Annotated in this window: 23 protein-coding genes; 13 read left to right on the top strand and 10 right to left on the bottom strand. The window is 60.8% G+C overall.

What is annotated here, in order from left to right:
- Positions 1-31 precede the first annotated feature (31 nt).
- Positions 32-1,501 (top strand): DUF1501 domain-containing protein, encoded by a 1,470-nt coding sequence (locus ACILSO_RS02755; protein ID WP_395735834.1) that lies wholly within the window; start codon positions 32-34, stop codon positions 1,499-1,501.
- Positions 1,502-1,624: 123 nt separating this feature from the next.
- Here ACILSO_RS02755 and ACILSO_RS02750 read toward each other — a convergent pair whose 3' ends face one another.
- Positions 1,625-2,098, bottom strand: coding sequence for a lipocalin family protein (locus ACILSO_RS02750; protein WP_395735833.1), 474 nt, complete (start codon positions 2,096-2,098; stop codon positions 1,625-1,627).
- Positions 2,099-2,244: 146 nt separating this feature from the next.
- Between ACILSO_RS02750 and ACILSO_RS02745 the strand changes: the two genes are divergently transcribed.
- Positions 2,245-2,880, top strand: a complete 636-nt coding sequence (locus tag ACILSO_RS02745) for a YqjF family protein (RefSeq protein ID WP_395735832.1) — start codon at positions 2,245-2,247, stop codon at positions 2,878-2,880.
- Positions 2,881-2,970: 90 nt separating this feature from the next.
- Here the strand turns inward: ACILSO_RS02745 and ACILSO_RS02740 are convergent, their stop codons facing one another.
- From ACILSO_RS02740 to ACILSO_RS02715, 6 genes are all read right to left on the bottom strand, one after another.
- On the bottom strand, positions 2,971-3,558 hold the full coding sequence (locus ACILSO_RS02740; protein ID WP_395735831.1) for a hypothetical protein: 588 nt from the start codon (positions 3,556-3,558) through the stop codon (positions 2,971-2,973).
- Positions 3,559-3,589: 31 nt separating this feature from the next.
- On the bottom strand, positions 3,590-4,960 hold the full coding sequence (locus ACILSO_RS02735) for an APC family permease (RefSeq protein ID WP_395735830.1): 1,371 nt from the start codon (positions 4,958-4,960) through the stop codon (positions 3,590-3,592).
- A 4-nt stretch (positions 4,961-4,964) separates the two neighbouring features.
- Positions 4,965-6,203: a glycosyltransferase gene (locus ACILSO_RS02730; RefSeq protein ID WP_395735829.1), complete on the bottom strand. Its 1,239-nt coding sequence runs from the start codon at positions 6,201-6,203 to the stop codon at positions 4,965-4,967.
- Positions 6,196-7,470, bottom strand: coding sequence for an MFS transporter (locus ACILSO_RS02725; protein ID WP_395735828.1), 1,275 nt, complete (start codon positions 7,468-7,470; stop codon positions 6,196-6,198). Before ACILSO_RS02725 ends, ACILSO_RS02730 begins: the two co-directional genes overlap by 8 nt.
- On the bottom strand, positions 7,467-8,135 hold the full coding sequence (locus ACILSO_RS02720) for a hypothetical protein (protein ID WP_395735827.1): 669 nt from the start codon (positions 8,133-8,135) through the stop codon (positions 7,467-7,469). The genes ACILSO_RS02725 and ACILSO_RS02720 overlap by 4 nt, the downstream gene beginning before the upstream one ends.
- 82 nt (positions 8,136-8,217) lie before the next feature.
- Entirely contained in the window at positions 8,218-9,396 is a 1,179-nt protein-coding gene (locus ACILSO_RS02715) for a PQQ-binding-like beta-propeller repeat protein (protein ID WP_395735826.1), read from the bottom strand.
- A gap of 131 nt (positions 9,397-9,527) precedes the next feature.
- On the opposite strand from ACILSO_RS02715, the gene ACILSO_RS02710 reads away from it, so the two are divergent.
- From ACILSO_RS02710 to ACILSO_RS02695, 4 genes are read left to right on the top strand one after another with little or no spacing between them, the layout of a single operon-like run.
- Positions 9,528-11,324 (top strand): sulfurtransferase, encoded by a 1,797-nt coding sequence (locus ACILSO_RS02710; protein WP_395735825.1) that lies wholly within the window; start codon positions 9,528-9,530, stop codon positions 11,322-11,324.
- Entirely contained in the window at positions 11,321-12,541 is a 1,221-nt protein-coding gene (locus tag ACILSO_RS02705) for an AGE family epimerase/isomerase (RefSeq protein WP_395735824.1), read from the top strand. Before ACILSO_RS02710 ends, ACILSO_RS02705 begins: the two co-directional genes overlap by 4 nt.
- 58 nt (positions 12,542-12,599) lie before the next feature.
- Positions 12,600-13,652: a type IV pilus twitching motility protein PilT gene (locus ACILSO_RS02700; protein WP_395735823.1), complete on the top strand. Its 1,053-nt coding sequence runs from the start codon at positions 12,600-12,602 to the stop codon at positions 13,650-13,652.
- Between the two features lie 16 nt (positions 13,653-13,668).
- On the top strand, positions 13,669-14,763 hold the full coding sequence (locus ACILSO_RS02695; RefSeq protein ID WP_395735822.1) for a type IV pilus twitching motility protein PilT: 1,095 nt from the start codon (positions 13,669-13,671) through the stop codon (positions 14,761-14,763).
- Positions 14,764-14,835: 72 nt separating this feature from the next.
- Here ACILSO_RS02695 and ACILSO_RS02690 read toward each other — a convergent pair whose 3' ends face one another.
- Positions 14,836-15,015 (bottom strand): hypothetical protein, encoded by a 180-nt coding sequence (locus ACILSO_RS02690; RefSeq protein WP_395735821.1) that lies wholly within the window; start codon positions 15,013-15,015, stop codon positions 14,836-14,838.
- 155 nt (positions 15,016-15,170) lie between these two features.
- On the opposite strand from ACILSO_RS02690, the gene ACILSO_RS02685 reads away from it, so the two are divergent.
- The 3 genes from ACILSO_RS02685 (at position 15,171) to ACILSO_RS02675 (ending at position 19,367) form a co-directional block, all read left to right on the top strand.
- On the top strand, positions 15,171-16,523 hold the full coding sequence (locus tag ACILSO_RS02685; RefSeq protein ID WP_395735820.1) for an OFA family MFS transporter: 1,353 nt from the start codon (positions 15,171-15,173) through the stop codon (positions 16,521-16,523).
- A gap of 154 nt (positions 16,524-16,677) precedes the next feature.
- A complete protein-coding gene (locus ACILSO_RS02680; RefSeq protein ID WP_395735819.1) occupies positions 16,678-17,976 on the top strand; it encodes an FtsX-like permease family protein in 1,299 nt (432 codons plus the stop codon).
- Positions 17,977-17,990: 14 nt separating this feature from the next.
- Positions 17,991-19,367, top strand: a complete 1,377-nt coding sequence (locus ACILSO_RS02675) for an FtsX-like permease family protein (protein WP_395735818.1) — start codon at positions 17,991-17,993, stop codon at positions 19,365-19,367.
- A 47-nt stretch (positions 19,368-19,414) separates the two neighbouring features.
- Here ACILSO_RS02675 and ACILSO_RS02670 read toward each other — a convergent pair whose 3' ends face one another.
- Positions 19,415-21,208: a DUF3592 domain-containing protein gene (locus tag ACILSO_RS02670; protein ID WP_395735817.1), complete on the bottom strand. Its 1,794-nt coding sequence runs from the start codon at positions 21,206-21,208 to the stop codon at positions 19,415-19,417.
- Positions 21,209-21,265: 57 nt separating this feature from the next.
- On the opposite strand from ACILSO_RS02670, the gene ACILSO_RS02665 reads away from it, so the two are divergent.
- Together ACILSO_RS02665 and speA are read left to right on the top strand one after the other, a co-directional pair.
- Positions 21,266-21,979 carry a TIGR02206 family membrane protein gene (locus tag ACILSO_RS02665; RefSeq protein ID WP_395735816.1) on the top strand — a complete coding sequence of 238 codons (714 nt, stop codon included), beginning with the start codon at positions 21,266-21,268 and terminating at the stop codon, positions 21,977-21,979.
- A 74-nt stretch (positions 21,980-22,053) separates the two neighbouring features.
- Positions 22,054-23,991, top strand: a complete 1,938-nt coding sequence (speA, locus tag ACILSO_RS02660) for a biosynthetic arginine decarboxylase (protein WP_395735815.1) — start codon at positions 22,054-22,056, stop codon at positions 23,989-23,991.
- A gap of 7 nt (positions 23,992-23,998) precedes the next feature.
- Here speA and aat read toward each other — a convergent pair whose 3' ends face one another.
- Entirely contained in the window at positions 23,999-24,574 is a 576-nt protein-coding gene (gene aat, locus ACILSO_RS02655; RefSeq protein ID WP_395735814.1) for a leucyl/phenylalanyl-tRNA--protein transferase, read from the bottom strand.
- A 52-nt stretch (positions 24,575-24,626) separates the two neighbouring features.
- On the opposite strand from aat, the gene pgsA reads away from it, so the two are divergent.
- Positions 24,627-25,220 (top strand): CDP-diacylglycerol--glycerol-3-phosphate 3-phosphatidyltransferase, encoded by a 594-nt coding sequence (gene pgsA / locus ACILSO_RS02650; RefSeq protein WP_395735813.1) that lies wholly within the window; start codon positions 24,627-24,629, stop codon positions 25,218-25,220.
- 29 nt (positions 25,221-25,249) lie between these two features.
- Positions 25,250-26,626, top strand: a complete 1,377-nt coding sequence (der, locus tag ACILSO_RS02645) for a ribosome biogenesis GTPase Der (RefSeq protein ID WP_395735812.1) — start codon at positions 25,250-25,252, stop codon at positions 26,624-26,626.
- Positions 26,627-26,711: the final 85 nt, after the last annotated feature.

Below are 26,711 nucleotides of genomic sequence, written 5' to 3'. Positions count from 1 at the left end.
ATTGACCTTCCATCTCCACCCCTAGCACCCCATGTTCCGCATCCCTGGCGTTCCCGGCAAAGACCTTTGCGACAAAAACCTCGGCTTCTCGCGCCGTGACATCCTGCGCGTGGGCGGAGGCTCCATGATGGGCCTCACGCTCAACAACGTGCTGCGTGGCCAGGCCATGGCGGCGAATTCTCCGAACGCCGGCCGCGCCGGCTGGGGCAAGGCCAAGCATGTGCTCATGATCTACCTCCAGGGCGGCCCCTCGCACCTGGACCTGTGGGACCCCAAGGAGAATGTGCCTGACAAGGTGCGCAGCGCCTTCAAGACCATCCCGACAAAAGTTCCTGGCAAGCACTTCACCGAGATCCTCCCCGGCCTCGCGAAGGTGAACGACAAGTTCACCATGATCAATTCAATGAGCTACACGCCGAACGGTCTCTTCAACCACACGGCCGCCATCTACCAGATCATGACCGGCTACACGACGGACAAGGTCAGCCCCTCCGGCCAGCTTGAGCCGCCGAACGCCAAGGACTTCCCGAACTTCGGCAGCAACATCGTGCGCCTGAAGCCGCTCCAGGAGCCGATGCTCCCCTTCGTGCAGCTTCCACGCCCGCTGCAGGAGTCCAACGTCGTCGGCAAAGGCGGCGGCGCGGGTTTCCTGGGCAAGGCCTACGATCCCTACACGCTCTTCCCCGATGGCGATGACCTCGACATGGGCAAGATGGACCGCATCAAGATCGATGACCTCCAGCTCCGCCCGGACCTCTTCAGCGTGCGCCTGGAGCGCCGCGCCAAGCTGCGCGATGCCATCAATGACCAGATGCCGCAAATCGAAGCTGCAGTGAAGGACATGAGCCTGGACAGCTACTACAGCCAGGCGCTGAATCTCATCTCCAGCGGCCGTGCGCGCGATGCGTTCGCTCTGGACCGTGAGCCTGAGAAACTGCGCGACCGCTATGGCCGCAACACCTTTGGGCAGAGCTGCCTGCTCGCCCGCCGCCTGCTTGAGGCTGGCACCCGTGTGGTTGAAGTCATCTGGCCCAAGGTCGCGAACTCGGACAATCACTCGTGGGACCACCATGTGGGCCTCACCGAGCGTATGAAGACGAAGTCCGGCCCCATGCTGGACCAGGGCCTGAGCGCGTTGTTTGAAGATCTGGACGCCAGCGGTTTGCTGGATGAAACGATCGTCGTGGCCCTCGGTGAATTCGGACGCAGCCCTGAGAAAGGCGTGTCCACCAGCGGCAACGGCAACAGCGCCGACGGCCGTGACCACTGGCCTTACTGCTACACCGCCGTCGTGGGTGGTGCCGGCATCAAGCGTGGCTACGTCCATGGCAAGTCCGACGCCACCGGCTCCGCCCCTGCGGAAGACGCTGTGCATCCGACCGAACTCCTCGCCACCATCTACCATGCCGTCGGCATCGATCCCGAGACGATTGTTTACAATCACCTCAATCAGCCGCGTGAACTGGTGAAGGCCAAGCCGGTGACGAAGCTGTTTGCGTAATTGCGCCCTCTTTTTTTCTTGTTCCACGGCCTTCAGCGAGAAATCGTTGAAGGCCGTGTTGTTTGCCGAGGTTCGAAGCCGCCGTCGAATGAACGCAATGGATGATGCATCCTGTTTCTTATATCACCCCTTCGTCACCTGCGGCACCTTCTCGAACTTGCTGGCGTCATACCCTTGTTTCGCCAGGCGCTGCAAGATGCCCTGATAGGTCGCCTCATCCATCGTCGGGCTCTTGCTCAGGACCCAGCCGAGATTCCGTTTTGGATGCCCCACCACGCTCCACCGATATTCTTTGTCTAAATCGATGACGAGATAGGGTGAGCGCAGGGGCCAGATGAACTGCACACGCCACTCGGCATTTGTCTGTTTGTTGTGCACCCACGCCAGCGCCTTCCACTGCTGCAGCGGCGCATCCAAGCTCTTTTTGTGGAAAAGGAAGGCGTTGTCGATCCTGCCATCAGGCCGCAGCAGATAGCGGTCCAGCGTGCCCACCTTGCCCTTCTCCAGCGAGTTTGGCAGATGGGCGATGACGTACCAGTCGCCCATGTAGCGTTTGAGATCCACATAGGGCACCGTTTGCAGAGGGGGCTGTTTCATGGAGCAAGATAAAAGTCCCGTGAGAGCCAGCAGGAACAAAAAGGGTCTGCAAAATCTCAAACGGGCGGAAATGCGGGAGTTCATTTTAGTGGTGATCGCATTTCCCTGCCGTCATGCGCGTATGCAGTATGCTGCCTCCATTCTCCATGCCAGTCTTACCCACGCCTGAACACCGCCTCGCCTTCCGCGAGCGCCCGGTGCGTGCCCATGTGATGTACCAGTCATGGGCCAGCCTTCTCTTCCTGCACTGGCGGTGGAATGCTGAGGAGATCCAGCGCACGCTGCCACCTGGCTTGTTCGCGGACACCTTTCAGGGCGAAGCCTGGCTGGCCATCGTGCCGTTTTACATGCGTGGCATCCGCCCGCGGTTCCTTCCCGCGATGCGGGGCGTCAGCGACTTTCTGGAGCTCAACGTGCGCACCTATGTGCATGATGAGCAGGGTCGGCCCGGTGTGTGGTTCTATTCGCTGGACTGCAATCAGCCGCTCGCGGTATGGACGGCGCGCAGGTTCTTTCACCTGCCGTATCAGCATGCCAGGATGAGCGCGGCAGTGAGCGAGGGCTGGATCGACTACCGCTGCCAGCGACGCGGTGAGCCGGCGGAGTCGCACTACCGTTATCGCCTTGGAAAGGAAACGCGACATGCTGAAGCAGGCTCGCTCGCCTTCTTTCTGGCCGAGCGCTACCTGCTCTTCTCCCATCTGCGCGTGGCATCCGCTGCGGACAGGTGTACCACTCGCCCTATCCGCTGGCCGAGGCCGCGCTGGAGGCGTGGGATGTGAACCCGCTGCGGCAGGCGGGGTTTGCAGATCCCCAGCGTCCGCCGGACCACGTCATCGGCTCGCCAGGGGTCGATGTCGCGGTGTATTCGCTCACCGCATGAAGACAGAGATGCCTTCATCCACTACCGGCTTGGCGGCGCGCAGTTTCTTGTCCGAAGAGGAGAGCTGTTTGTCACCGCTGAGATATTCGGGGATGTTCTCCACGGTCGGGCTGAAGCGGATGCTGACTTTGCCATCCAGCTTGCCGCCTTCAAAGTTGGCGTAGCCACCGTAGTCCCATTCAAAGCCCGCGATCTTGAAGGGCTTGCCGTTGATCTTTTCCACCTCTTCGACGGTCATGCCGGACTTGAGGCCGTTGTCAAATTTCCAGGCCTTGCCGATGACACGGATGTCGAACACGACTTTCTTTTTCTCGTTGTCCGGGTCCCACACGATCTCCAGTTCGCGGTCCGTTTCTGCAAACAGCTTCGCGCCATCGATCTCCTCGCCCTCGGCTCCGGGAATCTTCTGCAGCTTGAGGTTGTCCTTTCCGTAGGCGCGCTCGATGTCGGTGGAGGTCATGCCGGGTTTGATCAGGCCCACGCGCTTGCCGAGCACGATGGTGCTGTCCTTGGGATCAAATTCATCGGCGTGGAGGAAGGCGGTGAGGAGCAGCAGGCAGGTGAGGATGCGTGTCATGTGGGAAATACATCGGTTCAGGGCCTGCAAATCAAGCCTCTTTTGTCCCCCCAAATGGCCAGCGGCGGGTCTTCCAGCTCCAGGCGAGGAAAACGAGGCAGCCCAGCAGCAGCGCCACCATGCCATACCCGATCAGCAAGCGGTCGGTCGTGACGAGCAGGTACAGCCAGCCAGCCAGCGCCAGCAGGGCGGGCAGAGGATAGAGCCACATGCGAAACGGCCGCTCCATCTCCGGCCTCACGCGCCGCAGTAGCACCAGCGCGCCGATCTGTCCCGCAAACTGCACGACGATGCGGGTGGTGAGCAACCCATCGATCAGAGTTCCCAGCTTCACAAACGTGGCCGCCGCGGCGATGACCCCGACGACGATCAAGGACACATGCGGAAAGCCCAGGCGCGGATGCAGGCGGCCAAAGAGGCTGAAGAAGCTGCCATCCCGTGCAGCCGCATACGGGATGCGTGAGTAGCCCAGCAGCATGGCAAAGCAGCAGGCCACCATGGTCCACAGCACGAGACCGGTGAAGAGTTGCGCAAAGTCGCTGCCATAGATCCTGGCCATCATCATCGTCACCACCGGCTTGCTCACGCCCTCGGCGCTCACAAACTCACGCCATGGCACCACGCCGATGATGGAGAGATTCACCGCAAAGTAAATCAGCGCCACCAGCACAAGGCTGAGCATCACGGCACGCGGGATCACCCTTCCCGGCTGCTGCACTTCATCGCCGATGAAGCAGATGTCATAGTAGCCGAGGTAGTCATACATGCCGATGCGTGCCGCCGCACCGAGTGCAATCCATTTGGCGGCGTCGAAATGCCACGCATCCGGAGGAAAATCGAACGCCACTTTGGCATCAAAATGCAGCACGCCCGTGACGATGACGACGGCCATGGCCAGCAGCGCACCGCCCCACAGCGTGATCATGATTTTGCCGATCGACTCGATGCGCCGGTAGAGCAACAAGATGATGAGCAAGCCCACGCCCGCCCCCACGCACAGCCGGGTGAACTCGCTGCTCCGGGGCCACAGCGGCTGCACATACTGCGCCACGCCCACGTAGGCCGTCGCCAGTTCCAGAGGTCCGCTGAGGATGAACTGCCAGATGAACAGGAAGCCCATGAAGCGCCCCCATTTCTCGCGCCCGTAGCCCTCGCGCAGATACACATAGGAGCCGCCGGACTTTTGCAGCGCCGCGCCCAGCTCGCTCCACACCAGGCCATCCGCCAGAGCCAGCACCAGGGCCACGCCCCAGCCGAGCATGGACTGCGGCCCGCCTAGGGTCAGCATCAGCGCAGGGATGGTGATGAACGGCCCCGCACCGAGCATGTTGGACATGTTCAGCGCCGTGGCCTGCAGCAGGCCGAATCGGCGTTCGGGGATCTGGGAGGCAGATGCATCCATGCGCTCATTCCAGGTGTGACTCGACCCATTGCAGCAGGACATCCCGTGAAGGCGCATCCTTCACTTTCGCAGCGCATTCCAGCGCAGCCTGACGTATCGCCGCATCGTTTAGCAGCCGCTTCAGCTCCAGCGCCACACGCTCCGGCGTGAACTGGCGCACGTTTAGGCCAAGGCCCGCACCGAGTCTCTCCAAACGAGCCGCATTGTCGGGCTGGTCATGCGCCATGGCCATGATAAGCTGCGGCACCCCAGCGGCAAATCCCTGCGACATCGTTCCCACGCCTCCATGATGCACAAACACCGCTGCGTGTCGCAACAGCGTGCTGAAAGGGGCATATTCCACAGTCAGGATGCTCGCGGGCAGCCCCTGTGGCACTTGTTTCGGCTCGCGCGTGACGAAGACAGCACGGCACCCGATTCGCTGCACAGCAGCTGCCGCCACGGCAAAGAAGCGTGCGGCCTGCACATTCGCACTGCCAGGGGTGAAGACGACAGGCCGCTCACCACTCGAAAGAAAAGCCAGCAACTCCGGCTTCAGCACCTGCTCCTTGGCGAGGTCTTCGAGCGGGAAGGTCCATTGCAGCAGATTTGCGGGCCAGTCGGGCTGCGGGGCCGCAAACCAATCGGGAAACATGGCGAGCACCCCATCCGGCGAGTCCCACCACTCACGCCACAGGCTGCGTGGAGGCCTGACGCCATGGGCTGCGCAGATGCGGCGAACTTTTGGCAGTGCGAAGAGATCAACGGGATTAGGCAGGGAAAGAATCCGCTTCTTCAGCCACACGGGCAGCTTGTTGAAGAACCGCATGGCGGGATGCAGCAGCGGCGTTTCGTATGCACTTACAAATACCGCGGGCTGCAGGTGCACCGTGATCAGAGGGATGCCGTGCTTTTCACGAGCCAGCCGCCCGGCAAATGCGGTCACTGGCGCGAGCATGAGATCTACCTGGCCACAGCTCTCAATGGCCGCCAGGTAGGGCTCCACCGATTTCGCGGCAAATTCGAATACGACCTTGGTGCCGATCCCCGACTGCCAGATGCGGGGATCGCGGATCATCGCCTCAAACTCATCCTTTTCCCCAAGTGGGATGAAATCGAGCCCTGCTCGACGCGCGTTGTCTTCAAACAAGCAGGCGGTGATCATCCGCACATGATGCCCGCGCGCCATGAGCTGCCGCCCAAGCCAGATGAAAGGAAACACATCGCCGGCGCTGCCGAATGGAAGCAAAAGGATCTCAGCCATGGCCCCCGTGAGTCCAGCGTTTGAGCAAAGCAGGGAGCGCCTGCGGACGGGACATCGTCACATACACCCCGCCTACGATGGCACTGGCTCCGCAGAACCAGAAAATGTTTCCTGGTGTCCAGCCGAGGCGGGTGTTCAGTTCCTTCTGCAATACAGCAGCGGCGCAGATGCCCACCCAGGAGAGCCATGAGGCCGCCCCCTGTACCGAGCCTTTGCGGTCCGCCGGGGGGCGATGCTGCAGCACCGCCGCCAGGGGCACGATAAACATGCCGCCACCGATGCCAAGCAGCGTGAGGCAGACGGTGAAGGCAGCCTTGGGAATCTCGGACCAGCCGAGTGCAAATCCCATCGCAGCCATGAGGAAAGCGCCGAGTGGTATGAGGCCATACTCCACATGATCGCCGCTGAGCTTTCCGGCGAGCAGGCTGCCCGCCGCCATGCCGACCGCCAGCGCCACCTGAAGTGCGCTGTTTTCCATCGGCTTGATGTGCAGCACCTGCTCGGCGTAGAGCACCAGGTTCATCTGAATGAGAACGGCGATGAAGAAAAAGCCGGTGTTGCCAAGATTGGCACGCCACAGGTCGCGGTCCGTACGCATCCATTGAAACTCACGCCACAGGTCGCCGAGGAAGTTGAGGCGCAGCAGCTTGCCAGGACTGGCAGCAGGCACGCGGGAGATGCCAAGGCTCATGAGCCAGCCGATCATGGCAAGTCCGAGCAGGATGCCGCCGGACCACGCAGGCTTGCCCGCAAAGCTCTCCGCCAGCCACGCGGCGGCCAGAGTGCCGAAGATCGCGGCCAGAAAGGTGAGCATCTCGATGATGCCATTGGCCCACGAAAGTCTGTCGGCGGGCACCAGTTCAGGAAGGGAGCCGTATTTGGATGCTGCGAAGAAGGCGCTGTGCACTCCCATGAGGCAGATGCTCACCAGTTGAAGTCCCATCCTGCCGGAGTGCAGCGCATAGGTGGCAAAAACCATGATGCCGATCTCCATGGTCTTCACGCCGATCATCACGCTGCGTTTGCTGAAGCGGTCCGCCATCCAGCCTCCCAGCATGGACAGCAGCAGGAAGGGTATCGCAAAATACATGCCTGAATCTGACACCAGCGCGTCAAGCTGCTCCTTGGGCAGTTTTTGCGCGATGACCAGGTAGATGACCAGCCACTTGAGCACGTTATCGGAAAACGCGCCCTGAAACTGAGTGCCCATCAGGCTCCAGAAGCCGCGCTGCCAGTTTGATTCAAGGGTCGGGGTGGGGGCGTTCATGCGCGTTTGGCGGCGGCGTGTTCGGGCGTAGGGCAGACTTTCTTCAATACGAAATGCGTCGGCACATAGACGACCATGATGAGCACCCCAATCCATGTCAGGAGATACAACTCCGGACTCATCCAGGTCTGCGGCTGTGCATCGTTCATGCCAAAGACGTAGTCCACATTGCGTGGCAGATTGGGGTCTGGCAGTGTTTCACCTGCCTTCGGCAGCCAGAGGAATGCCACCACGCAGAGGCCCGAAGCCAGGCCCGACCAGCCCTTGAGAGCCCGCTTGTCGTAGCCGAGTCTGCAAACGAGAAAGACCAGCAGAAAAGGCAGCCAGCCATGAAAGAGCGAGAGGCTGCGCAAAAACAACGGCTTTGCACCGTCAAACATATAAGCCGTCATCCCTGTCATGGAGTGACCGGAAAGCTGTACGAAGTAATCCACGCACCACAGCGCCTGCGGCATTAATATGCCCACGGCTGGCATGGAGATGAGCAGCGGACTCTCCATCCACATCCCCGCAAGAGTGAGCAGCAGGGCGATGTCGCAGAAATACAGGAAGTTTGTCGGTCCGTAGTGGTACCAGTAAACGGGAATCAAAACCGCCATGAAGACGGTGTAGGCCACTTTGAGCCAGAGCGGGATAAGGTGGGAGGAGTGTGTGCTGGTTTTCATGCGCGTCAGAACGTCCAGCCGTCATTTCATTGTGACCAATCGACCATTTGTGAGCTTGTATTGAGGAAATGAATGACACCGATTACTGAACCGCCAGGCACACCATGTCACCCGTCGCATTGCGCAAAAAAATGTGACCGTTGGCGAAAACGGGGGCCGTCCAGCAGCGGCCGGTGAGCACCGGAGTGCGGGAAAGAGGCTCAAACTTGGCAGGACTGGCCTTGGCGATAATGAGTTCGCCCTTGGCGGTCATGATGATGAGCCTGCCATCGGCCGCTGCGGTGAGCGAGCAGAAGCCCACGCCGCCCTCGCTCCATTTCTCGGTGCCGGTGGCAAAGTCGATGCATTTCAGGCTGGCTGCCTTGCTTTCATCGCCATCGCTGCCGTAAAGGTGGCCTTCGATCAGCACGCTGGAGTTGAACTGATTTTTCATCACCCGGCTGCGCCAGACCTCTTTGGGACTGCCGGAAGAGATGTCGAGAACTGCGCAGCCTTTGTTGTAGCCGGTGGAAATGAAGAGTTGAGTGCCGCTGAGGATGGGATCAGCCGCATTTACCCCGTAGCTGGTGGACCATGTATGCTCCCACAGCACGGCTCCACTCGTGGGATCTACGCCTTTGTAGGCTCGCCCTGAACTGAGCACCACCTGGGCTTTTCCATTCACCGTGATGGGATACGGCGTGCAGTAGCCGGAGCTGGCCTTGTCACTGGTCCACACGGTCTTCCCCGTGGCCTTTTCGACGGCAGTCCCCGCTTTCCCGACATTGACGATGAGCAGATTTCCGGAAACGAGCGGAGAGCCTGCATATCCCCAGTCCGGGATGTCCGCCTCGGTTTCCTTCTGGATGTTCTTCTGCCAGACGATCTTGCCCGTGGCGGCATCAAAGCAAATCAGATCCCCCCAGCGGCTCAGGTGGTAGGCTTTGCCGTCCTCGATGGTGGGCGTGGCCGAGGTGCCACCCTCATAGTACTTGTCCCCGAGATCTGCGGCATAGTCGTGCTTCCACACCGTTTTTCCGGTTTCCACATCGAGGCAAAAAACGGTGTCTTTCCCATCCGCGTGCCCGGTGGTGTAAACATGACCGGCAGCCACCGTGAAAGAAGAAAAGCCAATGCCAATCTGAGTTCCCCAGACTTTTTTCACCGACGTTCCCGCCAGTTTTTCCGTTGAAATGCCATCATGATTTGGCCCGCGCCAGACCGCCCAGTCGGCGGCGTGAGCACTGGCAGCGGCAACAATAAGAAGGAGCAGGGGTTTCATGCCTGAGAATGGAGCGGGAACGGAAGGGAATGGCAAGCTTGATCTGAATTGCTGCCCACTGTTCCATTCCTGCGCCCGGACTACGGATTTGCACTCGCGATTCACCGGTTCGTGTGCTTTCTCCACCGTCCATGTCAGCCTCCGCCGCCACGATCACCAACATTTCATGCTATCAGTTCGCCGATCTTTCCGGATTGAAGGATCTGCGTGCACGCCTGCTGGAACGTTGCAGGCACCTGGGCCTGAAAGGGACGATTCTGCTGAGCACGGAAGGCATCAACATGTTCGTGGCAGGGGCGCGGGAGAATGTCGATGCGCTGGTCGATGAACTGCGCTGCATCCCCGGTTTGGAGGCGCTTAAGCCCAAATACAGTGAAAGCCTGGAGCAGCCTTTCCGGCGCATGCTGGTGCGAATCAAGAAGGAGATCATCGCCTTCGGTGTCGAGGGCATCGAACCGGCCAAGTACACCTCGCCGCGGCTGGAGCCGAAGGTTTTGAAGCAGTGGCTGGATGAAGGCCGCCCGGTGATCCTCTATGACACACGCAACGACTACGAGGTGAAGCTCGGCACATTCAAAGGGGCCGTGGTGGCCGGCGTCGATTCCTTCCGCGAATTTCCCGAAGCAGTGCGCAAACTGCCGCCGGAGATGAAGAAAGCGGAGATCGTCTCCTTCTGCACCGGCGGCATCCGCTGCGAGAAAGCAGCGCCCTTCATGGAGCGTGAGGGCTTTGAGCATGTCTGGCAGCTTGAAGGCGGGATTTTGAAGTATTTTGAAGAATGCGGCAGCGCCCATTACGAGGGCGAATGCTTTGTGTTTGATCAGCGCGTGGGGGTCGATCCCGGCCTGCACGAGACGGCTTCCTCCCAGTGCTTCGCCTGCCAGACACCCCTCACCTCCGAGGAGCAGGCCGACCCGCGCTACGTGGAGCATGTGTCCTGCCCCTACTGTTTTAAAACAAGTGAGCAGCAGCAGCGCGAAAACCTGGAGCAGCGCCACGCCGCCCTGCGCGCAGCCGTGACACCGCTGCCGGGCAGCGTGCCTTATGATCAAACCCGCCCGCTCAATGTGCCCGAGGCCTGCGATAGCACCAGCATCCTTGACTGTCTCTGCCATGTGATGCCGCACATCCCGCGCGAGCAATGGCTGGCCGTGTGCGAAGAGGGCCGCATCGTCACGGATGACCGCGAGATCGTCCCCGCGCACCAGATCGTGCGCGCAGGCGAGCGCTACCTGCACCTGAAACCCGCGCAACGGGAGCCAGACGTGAATGCAGACATCCGCGTGCTGTGTGAAGACGAGGCCATCATCGTGCTGAACAAACCCGCGCCGCTGCCCGTACATGTGGGCGGCAGGTTCAATCGCAACACGCTGCAGTTTATCCTCAACACCGTGTGGCATCCGCTGAAACCGCGCAGTGTGCACCGGCTGGATGCCAACACGACCGGCGTGACTGTTTTGTGCAAGACGCGGCATTTCGCCAGCTTTGTGCAGCCGCAGTTTGAGCGTGGTGAGGTGGAGAAGATTTATCTCGCCCGCGTGAAGGGGCATCCGTCGCAGGACGAGTTTGCCTGCGAGGCACCCGTGAGCGGCGAGGCAGGAAAACTCGGTGGCCGTAACGTCGATGCCGAAGGCCAGGAGGCCCGCACGGAGTTCCGCGTGCTGCGTCGCGATGCCGATGGCACCGCGCTGCTGGAGGCACGCCCGCTCACCGGCCGCACCAATCAGATCCGCATCCACCTCTGGCACCTTGGCTATGCGATCCTGGGAGACGCCACCTACCTGGCTGACGGCTCCGTGGGCGAGACGCAAACGCTGGCCGTGGGCGATCCACCGCTCTGCCTGCATGCGCTGCGCATCACCTTCACGCATCCTTTGACGAAGGAACGCGTGACGTTTTCCGCAGAGCAGCCAGAGTGGGCGCGATGAACCGCACGCTTGCCGACCCCGCCCACCGCCTGCACCTGAAGGCGCTCTACCGCGACACGTTGCTGAAAGACGTGATGCCGTTCTGGATGAAGCACGGCATGGATGCTGAGTTTGATGGAATCATCACATCATTGGATCGTGATGGGTCCATTTTGGATACGGACAAGAGCATCTGGTTTCAAGGACGCGCCGCGTGGACCCTCTCCACGCTGTACAACACAGTGGAAAAACGTCGTGACTGGATCGAGGCCGCAGGCTCATGCCTGGCGTTTCTGGAGAAGTACGGCTACTCCACCGAGGGAAAGCTTTTCTTCACCGTCACCCGCGAGGGCAGGCCCCTGCGCATGCGACGCTATGTTTTCAGCGAGGCCTTTGCTGCCATTGCGCATGCCGCCTATGCCAAGGCCACGGGCGATGAGAGCTATGCGGAACGTGCCAAACGGGACTTCGCCACCTATCTGAAGTATTCTTTTGAGAAGGGTCTGCTGCACCCGAAGATCGAGCCGAATACGCGGCCGATGATGGGCATTGGCGCGCTCATGATCGGCATTGCCACGGCGCAGGAGCTGCGCGTGAACCTGGGCGATGTGAAGATCTCCGGCCATACCTGCTCGGAATGGGCGGACCGCTTTATCCTGGAGATTCAGCAGTACTTTTTCAAACCGGACATCAGCGCGCTGATGGAGGTCGTTTCTCCCGATGGATCGCTCATTGACCACTTCGACGGCCGCACGCTGAACCCCGGCCATGCGCTGGAGTGCGCGTGGTTCATCCTGCATGAGGGCCGCTGGCGTGGCGAGAAAAGCTACATCAGGCTCGGTTTGGAAATCCTCGACGGCATGTGGCAGCGTGGCTGGGACGCGGAGCATGGCGGCATTTTCTATTTCCGCGATGTCTTCGGTAAACCAGTGCAGGAGTACTGGCACGACATGAAATTCTGGTGGCCGCACAATGAGGCCGTCATTGCCACGCAGCTCGCGTGGCACATCACGGGAGATGCAAAGTATGCGCAGTGGCACCAGCAGGTGCATGACTGGAGTTTTGAGCATTTCCCCGATGCCTTGCACGGCGAGTGGTTTGGCTACCTGCACCGCGATGGAAGGCCCTCCGTGCAGCTGAAGGGCAACATGTGGAAAGGCCCCTTCCACCTGCCGCGCATGCTGTGGTACTGCGGCAAGCTGCTCGAAAATCACATCGCTGAATCAGATACTTTGTAACAAAAGCCGGAGAGCAGGCTTGAGCACATGAGCGGCGCCCGCTAGCTTTTGCACAACCATGGCCATTACCCTCGATGACATCCTCCAAGCCGCAGAAGAACACCAGGCGAGTGACATCTTTCTGCAGGAAGGCGAGGTGCCGCGAATGAAGATCAATGAGCAGCTCATGATCTTTGGCGATGATCCGCTGCTGCTGCCGCACATGGCAGGCCTGTGGCAGGCCTGCGGCGGAGACACGCTCAATGACACGGACCGCGACTCCGGCCTCATTTCACGCACACATACTCGTTTCCGCGTCAATCTGCATAAAGTGCTTGGCCGCATGGCCGCCGTGCTGCGCCGCATCCGCACTGACATTCCCGGTCTGAACACACTCGGCGCGCCGGACTGGCTGCTGCAGCGCTGGGCCCAGAAACAGCATGGCATGATCCTCGTCACCGGTGCCACCGGCCAGGGGAAATCCACCACGCTGGCCGCGCTGCTGCAGTGGATGAATGAAAACATCGCCCGGCATGTGGTCACGATCGAAGACCCTGTGGAGTACATTTTTTCCAACAATCGCTGCCTCTTCACTCAGCGCGAAGTCGGGCGGGACACGCCCACCTTTGCGCGCGGTCTGCGCAGCGCCATGCGCCAGGCACCGGATGTGATTTTCGTGGGAGAAATTCGCGATCAGGAAACGGCTCTCACCGCCCTGCAGGCCTGCGAGACGGGGCATCTCGTGCTCGCCTCCATGCATTCCGCCACGGTTTCCGACACGATGGAACGCTTTGTAAATCTCTTCCCCCCGGATCAGGTGGGCATGGGTCTGCATCTGCTTTCGCATCAGCTGGTCGGCGTTTTGTGCCAGAAACTCGTCCCGAATGTTCAGGGCAAGCTGGTCCTCCTGACGGAACACCTCCAAAACGGCGGCGCCGTGCGTGACTGGATTGCCAAACGCCACATCGGAGACATCGCGGACTACCTGAACCGCGGCAGCGATCCCAATACGCGGACCTTCCTGCACTCCACCGTGGCAGCCTACCAGGCCGGCGTGATCTCCGAAGCGGAAGCCGTGGCCGCCATCGGCAATGAGGCTGAATTCCGCCGCGCTGCCCGGGGCATTTCCTGATCCTCCTTTTACTATCATGCGCTCCCACGATCTCATTGAATACCTGGCCATGGTCACCAATCAGGGTGGCTCTGACCTGCACCTCAGCGTGGGTGCCGCACCGACGGGCCGCATCTTCGGCCAGCTCCAGCCTTTGACGGACGAGATTCTGGATATCGGCGACATTCGCGATCTCGTTTTCGGTGTGCTGAAGGAAACGCAGCGCACCAAGCTGGAGCAGGAATGGGAGCTGGATTTTGCCATCCAGGTGGAAAACTTGGGCCGCTTCCGCGGCAATGCCTGCTATGTACTCGGCCGCATCGAGGCGTCTTTCCGCTTCATTCCCGATGTCATTCCCGAACTTCGCGATCTGGGCCACGGGCCTACGGTGGAAAGTCTTTGCGGCCTGCGTGACGGGCTGATCCTCGTGACCGGCACCAGCAATTCCGGCAAGACCACCACTCTGAGCTCGATGACCCAGCACATCTCACGCGAGCGTCAGGTCAATATTGTCAGCATCGAGGACCCCATCGAATACGTGTTCAAACACTCGCGCAGTCTGGTGCGCCAGCGTCAGGTGGGCAGCGACACCCACAGCTTTGCGCAGGCCCTGCGCAGCGCCCTGCGCCAGGATGCCAACATCATCATCGTCAGCGAACTGCGCGATCTGGAGACCATCCGCATCGCCCTGACCGCCGCTGAGACCGGCCACCTCGTCATCAGCACGCTGCACACGCAGGATGCTCCCTCCACCATCATGCGTGTGCTGGACGCCTTTCCCGAAGATCAGCAGGACTTCGTGTCCTCCCAGCTGGCCAACTGCCTGCAAGGCGTGATCTGCCAGAACCTGATGCCGCGCCTTGATCAGGACGGCCGCGTGATGGCCTCGGAGATCATGGTAAACAACCAGGGCATCGCCTCCTGCATTCGCTCCCGCCGCCTCCAGCAGCTGCCCAGCCTGATCCAGATCGGTGCCAATGATGGCATGCACACTATTGACGACAGCGTGACGCACCTGGCCATTCACGGCTTCATCTCCCTCGATGACGCGCTGCTGCGGGCACGAGACAAAGAATTCGTCACCATGGGCTACGAGCGCAAGATGCGCGAGCGCGAGGCGCGGCAGCGTTAATGCACAAAAAAGCGGAAACAGTTGCCTGCTTCCGCTTTTTCAAAAACGCTGATCGTGTCAGCGCCGTCGCAGTTACTTGTTCTTGGCGTCGAACTTGGCTTTGCACTTCTCGCAGCAGAAGGCCACGGTTTTGCCGTCTTTGCCTTTGCTGGTGATGCTTGGGTCAACGGGCTTGCCGCTGATGGGGCAATTGTCGGCGGCCATGGCGGCCGAGGCGAAGGAGAGAGCGCAGATGGTGAGCAGTGTTTTCATTGAGGTGGAGTGGGTGGATTGAGCCCGGCCAATAGGACCGGACAGTGCTCAGAACGCACAAAACCTCTCGTTTCTTGTCATTCTTCATTCTTTCCTTGTCCGAACAACGGGCGGCCCGCTAGATTTTGACGTTCGATCCCCTACCACGATCAACCATGAGTTTCCTCTCCCGCGAAGCCACCGTCGCCCAGCCAGGATTCAGCCGCTGGCTCGTCCCACCCGCCGCCATCGCCGTGCACATGTGCATCGGCCAGGTGTATGGCTTCAGCGTGTTTAAGAAGCCGCTGGCCAAAGTGCTTGGCATCACCGCTCCTGCTGCAGGAGACTGGACGGAGGCGGATGTCGGCGTGGCCTACACCATCGCGCTGGCTCTGCTGGGGCTTTCCGCCGCCTTTTTTGGCAAGTGGGTGGAGCGCAGCGGCCCGCGCAAAACCATGCTGGCCAGCATGCTGTGCTTCTGCAGCGGTCTGGTGATCACTTCGCTCGCCGTTCGCTGGCATCAATTGTGGCTGCTGTATGCCGGTTATGGCTTGATCGGCGGCATCGGGCTGGGGCTGGGCTACATCGCCCCGGTTTCCACTTTGATGAAATGGTTCCCCGACCGCCCCGGCATGGCCACGGGCATGGCGATCATGGGCTTTGGCGGCGGTGCTCTCATCGGCGGCCCGCTGGCGGAAGCGCTGATGAAGCACTTTTCCGAAGCCGCCTCCGGAACCTCCGTCGGTGCCAGTGAAGCCCTCCTGGTGATGGCTGGCCTCTACTGCGCCTCCATGCTCTTTGGCGCCCTCATGGTCCGCGTGCCTCCTGATGGCTGGAGGCCCGCCGGCTGGGTGCCGAAGGAGCACACTGCAAAGCTCGTCACGACCGCCAGCGTGGCTGTGGACACCGCCTGGAAGACGCCGCAGTTCTGGCTGCTCTGGGTGGTGCTCTGCATGAATGTGAGCGCAGGCATCGGCATTCTCGGCCAGGCCTCGCCGATGATTCAGGACATGTTCAAGGTCACACCGGAGGCGGGTGCGGGCTACGTGGGCCTGCTTTCCCTGTGCAATCTCGGCGGCCGCTTTTTCTGGTCCTCCATGTCAGACATCATCGGGCGGAAGGGCATCTACTGCCTCTACTTCATCCTCGGCGTGGCGCTCTATGCCAGCGTGCCGTGGATTCAGGGCCGGGGCAGCGTCACTCTCTTTGTCATCGCCACCGGGCTCATCCTCACCATGTATGGCGGCGGTTTTGCCACCATCCCCGCTTATCTGCGCGATCTGTTTGGCAGCTATCAGGTCGGCGCCATTCATGGCCGTCTTATCACCGCCTGGTCCATGGCCGCCATCATCGGCCCGCAGCTCATGGACCGCCTCTCGGTGGCGAACAAAAAAAACATGCCACCGGAGCAGGCCTACAATTCGATCTTCCATCTCATGGTCGGCCTGCTCGTGGTCGGATTGCTCGCCAATCTGCTCGTCCGCCCCGTCGATCCCAAACACCACCGCACTGAAAACTCCCACGCCTGAGCCGTCATGAAAACCGTCCTCCTTCTCCTCGCCTGGGCCTGGGTGGCCGCGCCGCTCGGCTGGGGTGTCTACCAGTCCGTACAGAAATCATTGCCGCTGTTTGGCATCACGGCAGTTGCGAAATAGCCTCGGCATCGCTTTGGTGCGCCACCCCATGTTTTCGAACGCCACCCTCTTCCTCGCCCGCCGCTACCTGCGCGCGAAGCGTTCGTTTGTCTCCATCATCACCGTTATTTCCATCCTCGGCGTGACGGTGGGTGTGGTGGCCATGATCGTCATTGGCTCTGTCATGAAGGGCTTTGAAGGAGAGTTCCGCAAGACTCTCATCGGCTCGGAGCCGCACATCCTGCTGCACCCGCAGGGCGGCAAGCCCGTGGAGGCAAACGCCACTGCCGAACTGCTCGCCAAAGTAAAGCAGCAGCCAGAAGTGATGGTCGCGAGCACCTACGCCCTCGGCGCCATGTTTGCCGAGCACGATGGCGGCCAGTCCGCCATGCGCGTGCTGGGCCTGCCGGAGGACACCGCCAAGTTTTACATGGCCAAGATCGCCACGCACAGGCTGGACGGCAAGCTGGAGCTGACACCCGGCGGCGTCGTGTGCCCGGATTATCTGGCGGGTCAGATCAACGCGCATCCTGAAGACGTCATCAGCGTGTTTGCCTCCAGCAACGTCACCAGTGCCGTGCAGCGCTTCCGCACCGCCTCGGACGAGCAGGACGAAAAGAAGCGCCACGCCGCCTACAAGGAAATCAAGCTGCACCCCAAGGAGATCCGGCTGCTGGGCGTGACGAAAACAGTTTCCGCCGGCCCCTATGGCTACGCCTCGCTGGACACCGCGCAGCAGATCTTCGGCCTGGGCACTCAGGTGCATGGCGTGCTCATCGAGTTGAAGCAGCCCGGCGAAGTGAAGGCCGTGATCCAACGCTTCAAAGACGCCGGCCTCATCCCCGGCGGGTGGAACGAGTCACTTTGGACTGATGAAGGCGATGCGCGGCTCGCCGCCATGAGCAATGAGCGCGTGATGATGAACATTGTGCTCCTCATCATCTTCGTCGTCGCCGCGTTCTCGGTGATGAACACCACCATCACCGTAACCACGCAGAAGCGGCGCGAGATTGGCGTGCTCACCGCGCTGGGCACGCGGCAGAGCCAGATCGTGGGCATCTTCGTCTCGCAGGCCGCCTTTGTTGGCCTGCTGGGTACGCTCATGGGCCTCGTTCTGAGCGGCGTTGTGCTGCGCTTCCGCGATGAAATCCGCATGGGCATCGCCGTTCTCAACGGTGGCAGCGCGAATGCGGACTCCGGCATGTTCCTTGCCAACATTCCCGCGCAGATCGAGCCCTGGTTCATCGTCGTCACCTGCATCGGTTCTGTCCTGCTCTGCCTGCTCGCCGCCCTGCCGCCTGCCTGGCTCGCCGCCCGCGTGGACCCCGCCGTCGCGCTCCGCGATTAACAATCATAGTCTCCATGACCAGCGCCCCACTTTTCCTCGCCCTGCGCTACCTGCGGCCCACGCGCTCGTTCATCTCGGTCATCACCGTGATCTCGATGCTTGGCGTCATGCTCGGCGTGGGCGTGCTGGTGTTTGTGATGTCCGTCTTCAGCGGCTGGCAGCGCGAGTTCCGGCAAATGCTCATCGGCTTTGAGCCGCATGCCCTGGTGAAGCCATTCTCAACCCCCGAAGGAGATCCCTCCGCCCCCAAACCTGCTGACTGGCGCGAGCTGCGTAAAGTCCTCGCCCAGCGACCTGAAGTCGTCTCCGCCGTGCCGGTGGCTGAAGGCACCATCGTCGTCGAAAACAACGGCAATTTACAGGGACTCCCCGTCATCGGCATGATGGATGAGCCGGACAACGCGCTGCTGATAAAGCTCAAGAAGCACATTGCGGAAGACGCAAAGGGCAACACAAAAGTCGTCGATCAGAAAACTGGCAAAGTGACCTATCGCAAAGGCGAGTTCAACCTCAGTGACGACTGCATCGTCATCAGCGACAAATTCGCCAAGGAACTCGGCGCCAAAGTCGGCGACACCCTCGTCGTGCATGCCGAGAAAAGCGTGACACAGTTTATCCGGCAGGTGCGGGAGATTCCCGAGGACGCCGAGGAAAAGAAGCGCGCCGAAGCGCTCGACAACGTCACGGTGCTTTCGAAAGACCTCAAGCTCGTCGCCACCCTGCGCGCTGACACCGCCGGCCAGAAGGCTTATGTGCCGATGAATGTCGCGCAGGAATTCTTCAATCTCGAAAGCGATGTCAGCGGCATCGAGCTGGAACTGAAGGAACCCGAAGACGTCGAGAAGGTGATGGACCGCATCTATCATTCGGGCGCGATACCGGACACCTGGGTCTACAGCACCTGGATTCAGGAGCACGCCATGCACCTCGAGTCGGTGGAAAACCAGCACACCATGATGTGGTTCATCCTGCTCTTCATCATGCTGGTGGCCTCCATCTGCGTGATGAACACCACCATCACCGTCACCGTGAAAAAGCGCCGCGAAATCGGCATCCTCACAGCCCTGGGCACACGCGCCTGGCAGATCATCGCCATCTTCGTTTCGCAGGCGGGCATCGTCGCCCTCGTCGGCGTTGTGGCAGGACTCGCCGGCGGTTTCTTCGTCCTCAGCATCCGCAACTGGCTGCGCGACCAGATTTCCAGCCTCACCGGCCGCGACATCTTCCCTCAGGACATCTATTTCCTCTCCAGCATCCCAGCGCACACCGACCCCGCCGAACTCCTCGCCATCTGCACCACCGCCGTCGCCCTCTGCCTCCTGGCCGCACTGATTCCCTCATGGTTTGCGGCGAGAGTGGATCCTGCAGTCGCATTGAGAGACGGGGGCTAGTTCAATAACCTCAAAAATCAGCTGTCGATTTTCCGAGGTGCCAGAAATCACCGCCCTCTCCACTCCTCCAGCCTCCGCACCAGCACCTGCGCGGTCACAGATTCCGTGATGCCATCGATCACCGTCTTCGGTTTGCCAAAAATCGTCTCCGCACGCACCCGGTAGAAGAACTGGTTTCCGGACTGCATGTTGCTGTCGCAAACAAAACCGGTGACCTGATGCTTCTCAAAGGTCTCGTTCCACGAATAGAACGGACCCACGCGGTTGAGGATGCGTAGTTTGTCCGCCGTGATTTCGATGCGCCGGCTATGCAGCAAAGTCCAGATCCCGGTGCCGAGGATCAGCGGCGAGGTGATGCCCCAGACCACCCTGAAAAGCCATGGTGCGTCCTGCATCACCATGAATAGGAATGCCGCGGACCAGAACGCGCCAAAGAACAGCAGAAAGATCCCCAGGCCGCGGAACCTGCCCGCCGGACAGTCAATGAAGATGGGCGCGCCACCCGGATCAAACTCCGCCTGAAGCCCCCGCGCCTTCAGACGCGCGACGAGATCGGGCGTGCTCAGGGTAATGCCATCCTCATCTGCGTCTTTTTCGACAGCCTCCACCACACCCGTCGTGGCAGGCATGGCCGCCGATGCAAACACCGGCAGTGGAAGCACCACCGGCTTGCCGCCTTGTGAAGAGCGGATCGTCAGCGTCCACACGTGCTGCTCCCCCGCGATCGTGACGATGGTGGTTTCATCGACGGCAGAACAGGGCAGCCCGCGCGGAATGGCGATGCGCAGCGGCAGCGCCACACCGTCAATATCACGCCGCGCCAGGAAGGTGGCCAGGGTCTCCGTGTGCTCCCAGATCGTCTCCTTGGCCGTCGTGTTTGAGCTGCCGCTCCTGCGGGTGATCTGGCGCTGGCAGAGTACCTGCACTGAAACCGTGCCAAGAGTGGAAGGCTCGCGGTCGAACCGCAGTTCACCCGCCAGCGCCTGCCCTGGTGAGACAGGCAGCTGACCGAGCTTTAAAGTCGGATGTCCCAGGATGCGGCGTGACTTCACACGCTGCCAGGCAAAGCTTAGCGGGATCAGCGCCAGCAAGGATGGCAGCAGCGCCAGCAAAGCCTTCGCCGATTGCGCGATCTCACCTCCCACGGTCACCGCCAGTGCCAGTGGCAGCTGCACCAGGAGAATCCAGCCCGCGATGCCGAGAATGTAAGGCAGGCCGTCCGCCATGGCCTGCACCGCATCTCCCGACCACTCGCTGCGCCAGCGCCAGGGCGCGTCCGGGTGCTGCGCGGCCAGCCGTGCCATCTGACGTGCCCTGCGGGCCTGCAGCCAGCCGGAGACTGACACCGTGAAACCAGCCAGCGGAAAAAGCGTCGGAAAAATGGAGATCATGAGCAGCTGCCCCCACCGCAGATCACGAAAGAGCACCGCCTCCTCCGGCAGCGCCGGATTCACATAGCAGCGGAACGGCCGAGCCTTGCCTTCGTACTCCTTGATCTGCTGATACACCTTTTCTTCAAAGCCCCCTTTGCGGTCGGAACCGTCATAAAACCTCACTTTTTCTGAATGATACTGATGCCGGTCAAACTCGTAGCGATAGAGCGCAGCGGCATGAAAGGTGGTTCCGCCTTTGGTGCCATGCGAGGCTTTCAGCTCCGCCTTTTCGATCCAGCACGGCACCTCCGCCCAGCCACGCGCGGACCACCAAGACGCAATCGGCCAAAGGTAGCCCAACAGGCCCACGGCCACACCCGCCAGAATAAATGGCAGCCCAAACAGCACGGCACAGCCGCCGCTGAGCTGTTTCCCGGAGCTGGAGGAGGAGCGGTAGGCGCGTGACATCTTGGCAGCATGCCATAAACCGACTGACTTCCGCAACATCCGCGTATGGTGCAGGCCATGACTCCCGCCTTCCATCCCTTCGGCCCCTCGCACAAGGCGGTGCTCCTCATCACCCTTGGAGTCTTTGTCGTCATGCTGCTGCTTGCCCGCACGCGGTGGGCGGTTGCTTCACAGAAGGTGCTCGCCGGCATCTTGCTGGCCGTTTATCCCGTGGGGCTGCGAATTCACTTTTTGCATGACTCGCTCAACTGGCAGACGGCGCTGCCCCTGCAGTACTGCGACGTCGCCACGCTCGCTGGGGTGATTGCGCTTTGGACGCACCGGCCGTTTTTCTGCGAGGTGGTCTATTTTTTCGGGATCGCAGGCACGCTGCAGGGGCTGCTGACACCTGCGCTGATCTACGAGTATCCCGACCCTCGTTTTGTGCTGTTTTTTGTCATTCATGCAGGGGTGCCCGTCACGGCATTTTACGTGGTTACCGCCATGGGCGTGCGGCCGCGCCCTGGAGCCGTTCCACGCATGATGGCTTTCTCCATCGCCTGGTACGCCGTGGTCGCCTTGGTCAACTACGCCCTGGGAGTCAACTACGCCTTTCAGTGCTCAAAACCGGTGCAGGCCAGCCTGTTTGATCAGCTGGGCCCCTGGCCTTGGTATAACTTCAGCACCATACTCCTTGGAGTCGTTTTCTACTCCATCCTTTACCTCCCCTTTGCCTTCCGCAAGACCACACTGGGCACCCGGGGCGATCTGACTGCGCCCGAACCTCCCTGAGATGTCGCTTTGCATTTCCGAATTTGCCCCCATAATCGCGCCCCTTGAAAGCCCCTCCAACCCAGCCCACGAAAATGAAATCCCCCGCATGGACCACCGACGACAGCGCCGAGCTTTATGGCATCCGCGAATGGGGGCATGATTATTTCGACATCGCCAAAACCGGCGAGGTCGTGGTGAAGCTCAAGGACGGCAAAAAAACCAAGGACGTCTCGCTCGCCTCCATCGTGAAAGGTTTGCGTGAGCGCGGCACCCAGCTCCCGCTGCTCATCCGTTTCGGCGATCTGCTGCGCTGGCGCATCGACGAGCTGAATGAGGGCTTCGCCGCCGCCATCAAGGAAGGCAAATACCAGGGCGTTTATCGCGGCGTTTATCCCATCAAGGTGAACCAGCAGCAGGAGGTCATCGAGGAGATCACCCGCTACGGCCGAAAGTATCACTACGGCCTTGAGGCAGGCAGCAAGCCGGAACTGATCGCCGCGCTCAGCTACATGCACGACCCTGAAGCCTACATCGTGTGCAATGGCTACAAGGACGAGGAGTTCATCGACCTCGCGCTCTACGCGCAGAAGATGGGCCTGCAGGTCATTCTCGTGCTGGAAATGCCCACCGAGCTGGACCTCATCCTGGAACGTTGCGAAAAAATGGGCGTGCGACCCACGCTCGGCGTGCGCTTCCGGCTCAGCGCGGAAAGCGCCGGCCACTGGAGCGGCTCCGGCGGCGATGCCAGCGTCTTCGGCCTGAACATCTCCCAGCTCATGCACGTGGTCGATCACCTGCGTGATAAAGGCATGCTCGACTGCCTGCGCATGCTGCACTACCACCAGGGCTCCCAGATCCCGAACATCCGCGCCATCCGCCAGGCGGTCACGGAGGCCACCCGCGTGTACGTCGGCCTCGTTCAGGAAGGCGCTCGCATGGGCATTCTCGATCTCGGCGGTGGTCTGGCCATCAGCTACGACGGTCTTAAAGGCGCGTCTGAAGCCAGCAGCAACTACGGCACCAAGGAGTACTGCGCCGACATCATCGAGGCGATCACCGAAGTGACCGCCGAGGCTGGCGTCCCGCATCCCGATCTCATCACCGAATCCGGACGCGCCATCGTGGCCTACTATTCGGTGTTGATCATCAACATCCTCGACATCAACCGCTTTGAGCCGCGCAAGAGCATCGCAGATCTTGAGATCGACAAGGATGCGCCTCCCCTGCTCCGCAATCTTTACGAACTGCGCCTGGATGCCGAAAAGCATGCCACCAAGACCTCTCGCGACCGCCTGCAGGAGATCTACAACGACGCCATCTACTACCGCGACAAGCTCCGCAGCGAGTTCAATTACGGCAAGGTCAACCTGCGCGAACGCGCCCACGGCGAAGAGCTCTACTGGGACATCCTCACCTGGGTGGACCGCATGCGTGCGAGCTGTGAGCATGACGGCAACCAGATGGACCGCCTGGAGACCATCACGACCGATTTCTACTACGGCAACTTCAGCGTCTTCCAGAGCCTGCCTGACCTTTGGGCCATCGACCAGATCTTCCCGGTCATGCCCATCCACCGCCTCAAGGAAAAGCCCACGCGAAATGCCGTGCTCTCAGACATCACCTGTGACAGCGATGGCAAGATCGACAAGTTTGCCCACTCCCACGGCATCAATCCCACCCTTCCGCTACACGATCCTCAGATCGAAAAAGGCCACGAGTACATGCTCGGCATCTTCCTCGTCGGTGCCTATCAGGAAACCCTCGGCGACCTGCACAACCTCCTCGGCGACACCAACGTGGTCAGCGTCCGCGTGGAAAACGGCAAGGTGAAGTACAGCCGCGAACTCGAAGGCGACAGCGTCTCCGAGGTGCTCACCTACGTGGAGTATGATCCGAAGGACATGCTCACCCGTTTCCGCAATCTGGCCGAAAGCGCCGTCATCTCCAAGCGCATCAGCGCCATCGAGCGCCGCGAGATCATGGAAAGCTTTGAGGCCGGCCTGCGCGGCTACACGTACTTCGAGAGCTGAGCGAGCCTCACATAAACGTCGCCTTGCGCAGGATAGCCCGTTGCAGCAGTTCCAGATACTGCGCGCAGGGAATCTCGTGCCCGCCAAACATGGCCAGATGCGGCGTGGTCCACTGTGTGTCATGCAGCAGGTAGCCGCGCGCGTGCAGACGACGCTGCAGGTAGGTCAGCGCCACCTTGGAGGCCTGCGGCTCACGGCTGAACATCGACTCGCCAAAAAACGCCCCGCCGATGCTCACGCCATAGACGCCGCCGCGCAGCTTCCCATCCCGCCATACCTCCACACAATGCGCAAAGCCCAGGCGGTGCAGCTCCTCATAAGTGTCCATGATGGCATCCGTGATCCACGTGCTCTCCCGGTCGGCGCAGCCACGGATCACATCGCCAAAAGCCGTGTTCCACCGCACCTCGAACGGATGATCTTTGAGGTAGCGCTCAAACCGGCGCGGCACATGAAAATCCGCCACCGGCAGGATGCCGCGCATCCTGGGGCGATACCATGAGATCGAGCCGTCCTCCTCCCCCATCGGGAAGGCGCCCTCACAGTAAGCGTTCAAGAGATCCACCGGCTCGATTTGCTGCATGGCATATTCTAAAGCGATCAAACTTCATGATTCAACTCTTGAACCATGAACCGTGAACCACGAACGTAGAGATGTGAATCTCGCCAATCAGATCACCATTTTCCGCATCCTGCTGATCCCGGTCTTCATCGGGCTGGTAATCTATTACGGCGACGGCGCCCGTGGCGAGCACCCCAATGAGGCCCTGCGCCTGTGGGCCGCCGCGGTGTTTGGCATCGCCTCCATCAGCGATGCCATCGACGGCTGGGTCGCGCGCCGGTTCAATCAGCGCACCCGCTTTGGGGCCATCATGGACCCGCTGGCAGACAAGCTGCTCATGCTCGCCGCCATCATTCTGCTCAGCTTCACCTCCTGGCGGCAGCATTTTCCGCTATGGTTTCCGATTTTGGTCATTGGCCGAGACCTCCTTTCCATCGGCGGGGCGTTCTTGATCGACCACTTTGCGGGAAAGTTCCAAATTCACACGCACTGGACGGGCAAAACGGCCACGTTTGCCCAGATGGCGGCCATTCTGTGGATCTTGCTCGACCTCAAGCCGGACTGGCTCATCTGGCCCACCCTCTTTGCCGCCACCTTCACCGCCTTGTCCGGAATCCTCAATCTGGTGGACGGTGTCAAGCAGCTCCAGGCTGCGGGTCAAGATTGACTCGGGGGGCGCGGCGTGCTCTCTGAACAATGCTCAAAACCGTCGCCATCGTCGGACGCCCCAATGTGGGCAAGTCCGCGCTCTTCAACCGCCTTGCCGGCAAAACCATTTCCATCGTCCACGATCAGGCCGGTGTGACGCGGGACCGCATCGTGGCGCAGTGCCGCCGCGGCCCGGCATGGTTTGAGATCATGGACACCGGCGGCATCGGCGCCAGCACCGACGACGTGCTGACCGACCAGGTGCAGACGGAGGCCTCCATCGCCCTGGACGTGGCGGATCTGCTTCTGTTTGTGGTCGATGTCGTCGATGGTGTCACCACCATTGATCAAAGCCTCGCCCGTGAGTTGCGCCGCACCAACAAGCCCGTCATTCTCGTCTGCAACAAGGCCGACTCACCGAAGCGCAAGCTGAACGCCAGTGAGTTCACCCGCTTCGGCTTCGCCGATACGATCGAAGTCAGCGCTGCGCATGGCTTGGGCATCGATGAGCTGGTGGCTCTCATCTCCACCCGCCTCGATCTGAAGGAATCCACCGAAACGGAAGACGCCATCGCCCGCCAGAACGCACGTCCCTTGAAGCTCGCCATTGTGGGCCGTCCAAACGCCGGCAAGTCCTCCCTCGTCAATGCCATCCTCGGGCAGGACCGCGCCATCGTCAGCGATGTGCCCGGCACCACGCGCGATGCGCTGGACATCAAGGCCACCTACAACGGCAAGCACTACCAGCTCATCGACACCGCCGGCATCCGCCGCCGCTCCAATCTCGACACCGTCGTCGAGATCTCCAGCGTGGACCGCAGCCTGCAGAGCATCAAACGCGCCGACCTCTGCCTGCTTGTGATTGACTGCGCCGCCGGCGCCAAGATGCAGGACCGCAAGATCGCCCAGCTTATTCTGGAGGAGCGCAAGCCCTGCATCCTCGTCATGAACAAGTGGGATCTCTTCCATCCCGATGCGAAACAAAAGGACCGCATCGAGCACCTCGATGAGCTGATGCGCCGTGAGTTCTTCTTTCTGAACTACGCCCCGCTCGTGGCCATCTCCGCCAAGAACAAGGACCACATCGGCAAGCTCTTCGTACAGATCGAAAAAGTGCGCAATGGCGCGCAGAACCGCATCAGCACCGGTGCCCTGAACCGCCTGCTCGCTCATGCCATCGAAAACACCCCGGGAGCCTTGGGCCGCAGCACGCACAGCTTTAAGCTGCTCTATGCCACCCAGGTGAACGAGGCCGAAGGCTTCGCCATCCCCGTGCCTCACTTCGTCCTCTTTGCCAACCGCGCCTCCAAGCTCACCGAAAGCTACATGCGCTACCTGGAAAAAGTCATCCGCGATGAATGGGACGCCCCCGGCGTTCCTTTCAAAATGAGCGTGCGCGGCAAAGGGCCGAAGAACGCCCGATAGCCCGCCGTAAAACGAATTTCCAAATTCGTTTTCTCCTCTGGGAGCGAACTCGGAAGTTCGCCCTACTTGTCCAATCCTGCCTGCC

Source organism: Prosthecobacter sp., from assembly GCF_044226605.1.
GTDB lineage: Bacteria > Verrucomicrobiota > Verrucomicrobiia > Verrucomicrobiales > Verrucomicrobiaceae > Prosthecobacter.
Note: the sequence above shows the minus strand (reverse complement) of the source record. Positions and strands in the feature narration are given on the sequence as shown.

Excerpts from the sequence above, each read along its gene's own strand:
- ACILSO_RS02755 (WP_395735834.1), top strand. The coding sequence starts at position 32 with ATGTTCCGCATCCCTGGCGTTCCCGGCAAAGACCTTTGCGACAAAAAC.
- ACILSO_RS02750 (WP_395735833.1), bottom strand. The coding sequence starts at position 2,098 with ATGAAACAGCCCCCTCTGCAAACGGTGCCCTATGTGGATCTCAAACGC.
- ACILSO_RS02745 (WP_395735832.1), top strand. The coding sequence starts at position 2,245 with ATGCCAGTCTTACCCACGCCTGAACACCGCCTCGCCTTCCGCGAGCGC.
- ACILSO_RS02740 (WP_395735831.1), bottom strand. The coding sequence starts at position 3,558 with ATGACACGCATCCTCACCTGCCTGCTGCTCCTCACCGCCTTCCTCCAC.
- ACILSO_RS02735 (WP_395735830.1), bottom strand. The coding sequence starts at position 4,960 with ATGGATGCATCTGCCTCCCAGATCCCCGAACGCCGATTCGGCCTGCTG.
- ACILSO_RS02730 (WP_395735829.1), bottom strand. The coding sequence starts at position 6,203 with ATGGCTGAGATCCTTTTGCTTCCATTCGGCAGCGCCGGCGATGTGTTT.
- ACILSO_RS02725 (WP_395735828.1), bottom strand. The coding sequence starts at position 7,470 with ATGAACGCCCCCACCCCGACCCTTGAATCAAACTGGCAGCGCGGCTTC.
- ACILSO_RS02720 (WP_395735827.1), bottom strand. The coding sequence starts at position 8,135 with ATGAAAACCAGCACACACTCCTCCCACCTTATCCCGCTCTGGCTCAAA.
- ACILSO_RS02715 (WP_395735826.1), bottom strand. The coding sequence starts at position 9,396 with ATGAAACCCCTGCTCCTTCTTATTGTTGCCGCTGCCAGTGCTCACGCC.
- ACILSO_RS02710 (WP_395735825.1), top strand. The coding sequence starts at position 9,528 with ATGTCAGCCTCCGCCGCCACGATCACCAACATTTCATGCTATCAGTTC.
- ACILSO_RS02705 (WP_395735824.1), top strand. The coding sequence starts at position 11,321 with ATGAACCGCACGCTTGCCGACCCCGCCCACCGCCTGCACCTGAAGGCG.
- ACILSO_RS02700 (WP_395735823.1), top strand. The coding sequence starts at position 12,600 with ATGGCCATTACCCTCGATGACATCCTCCAAGCCGCAGAAGAACACCAG.
- ACILSO_RS02695 (WP_395735822.1), top strand. The coding sequence starts at position 13,669 with ATGCGCTCCCACGATCTCATTGAATACCTGGCCATGGTCACCAATCAG.
- ACILSO_RS02690 (WP_395735821.1), bottom strand. The coding sequence starts at position 15,015 with ATGAAAACACTGCTCACCATCTGCGCTCTCTCCTTCGCCTCGGCCGCC.
- ACILSO_RS02685 (WP_395735820.1), top strand. The coding sequence starts at position 15,171 with ATGAGTTTCCTCTCCCGCGAAGCCACCGTCGCCCAGCCAGGATTCAGC.
- ACILSO_RS02680 (WP_395735819.1), top strand. The coding sequence starts at position 16,678 with ATGTTTTCGAACGCCACCCTCTTCCTCGCCCGCCGCTACCTGCGCGCG.
- ACILSO_RS02675 (WP_395735818.1), top strand. The coding sequence starts at position 17,991 with ATGACCAGCGCCCCACTTTTCCTCGCCCTGCGCTACCTGCGGCCCACG.
- ACILSO_RS02670 (WP_395735817.1), bottom strand. The coding sequence starts at position 21,208 with ATGTCACGCGCCTACCGCTCCTCCTCCAGCTCCGGGAAACAGCTCAGC.
- ACILSO_RS02665 (WP_395735816.1), top strand. The coding sequence starts at position 21,266 with ATGACTCCCGCCTTCCATCCCTTCGGCCCCTCGCACAAGGCGGTGCTC.
- speA (WP_395735815.1), top strand. The coding sequence starts at position 22,054 with ATGAAATCCCCCGCATGGACCACCGACGACAGCGCCGAGCTTTATGGC.
- aat (WP_395735814.1), bottom strand. The coding sequence starts at position 24,574 with ATGCAGCAAATCGAGCCGGTGGATCTCTTGAACGCTTACTGTGAGGGC.
- der (WP_395735812.1), top strand. The coding sequence starts at position 25,250 with ATGCTCAAAACCGTCGCCATCGTCGGACGCCCCAATGTGGGCAAGTCC.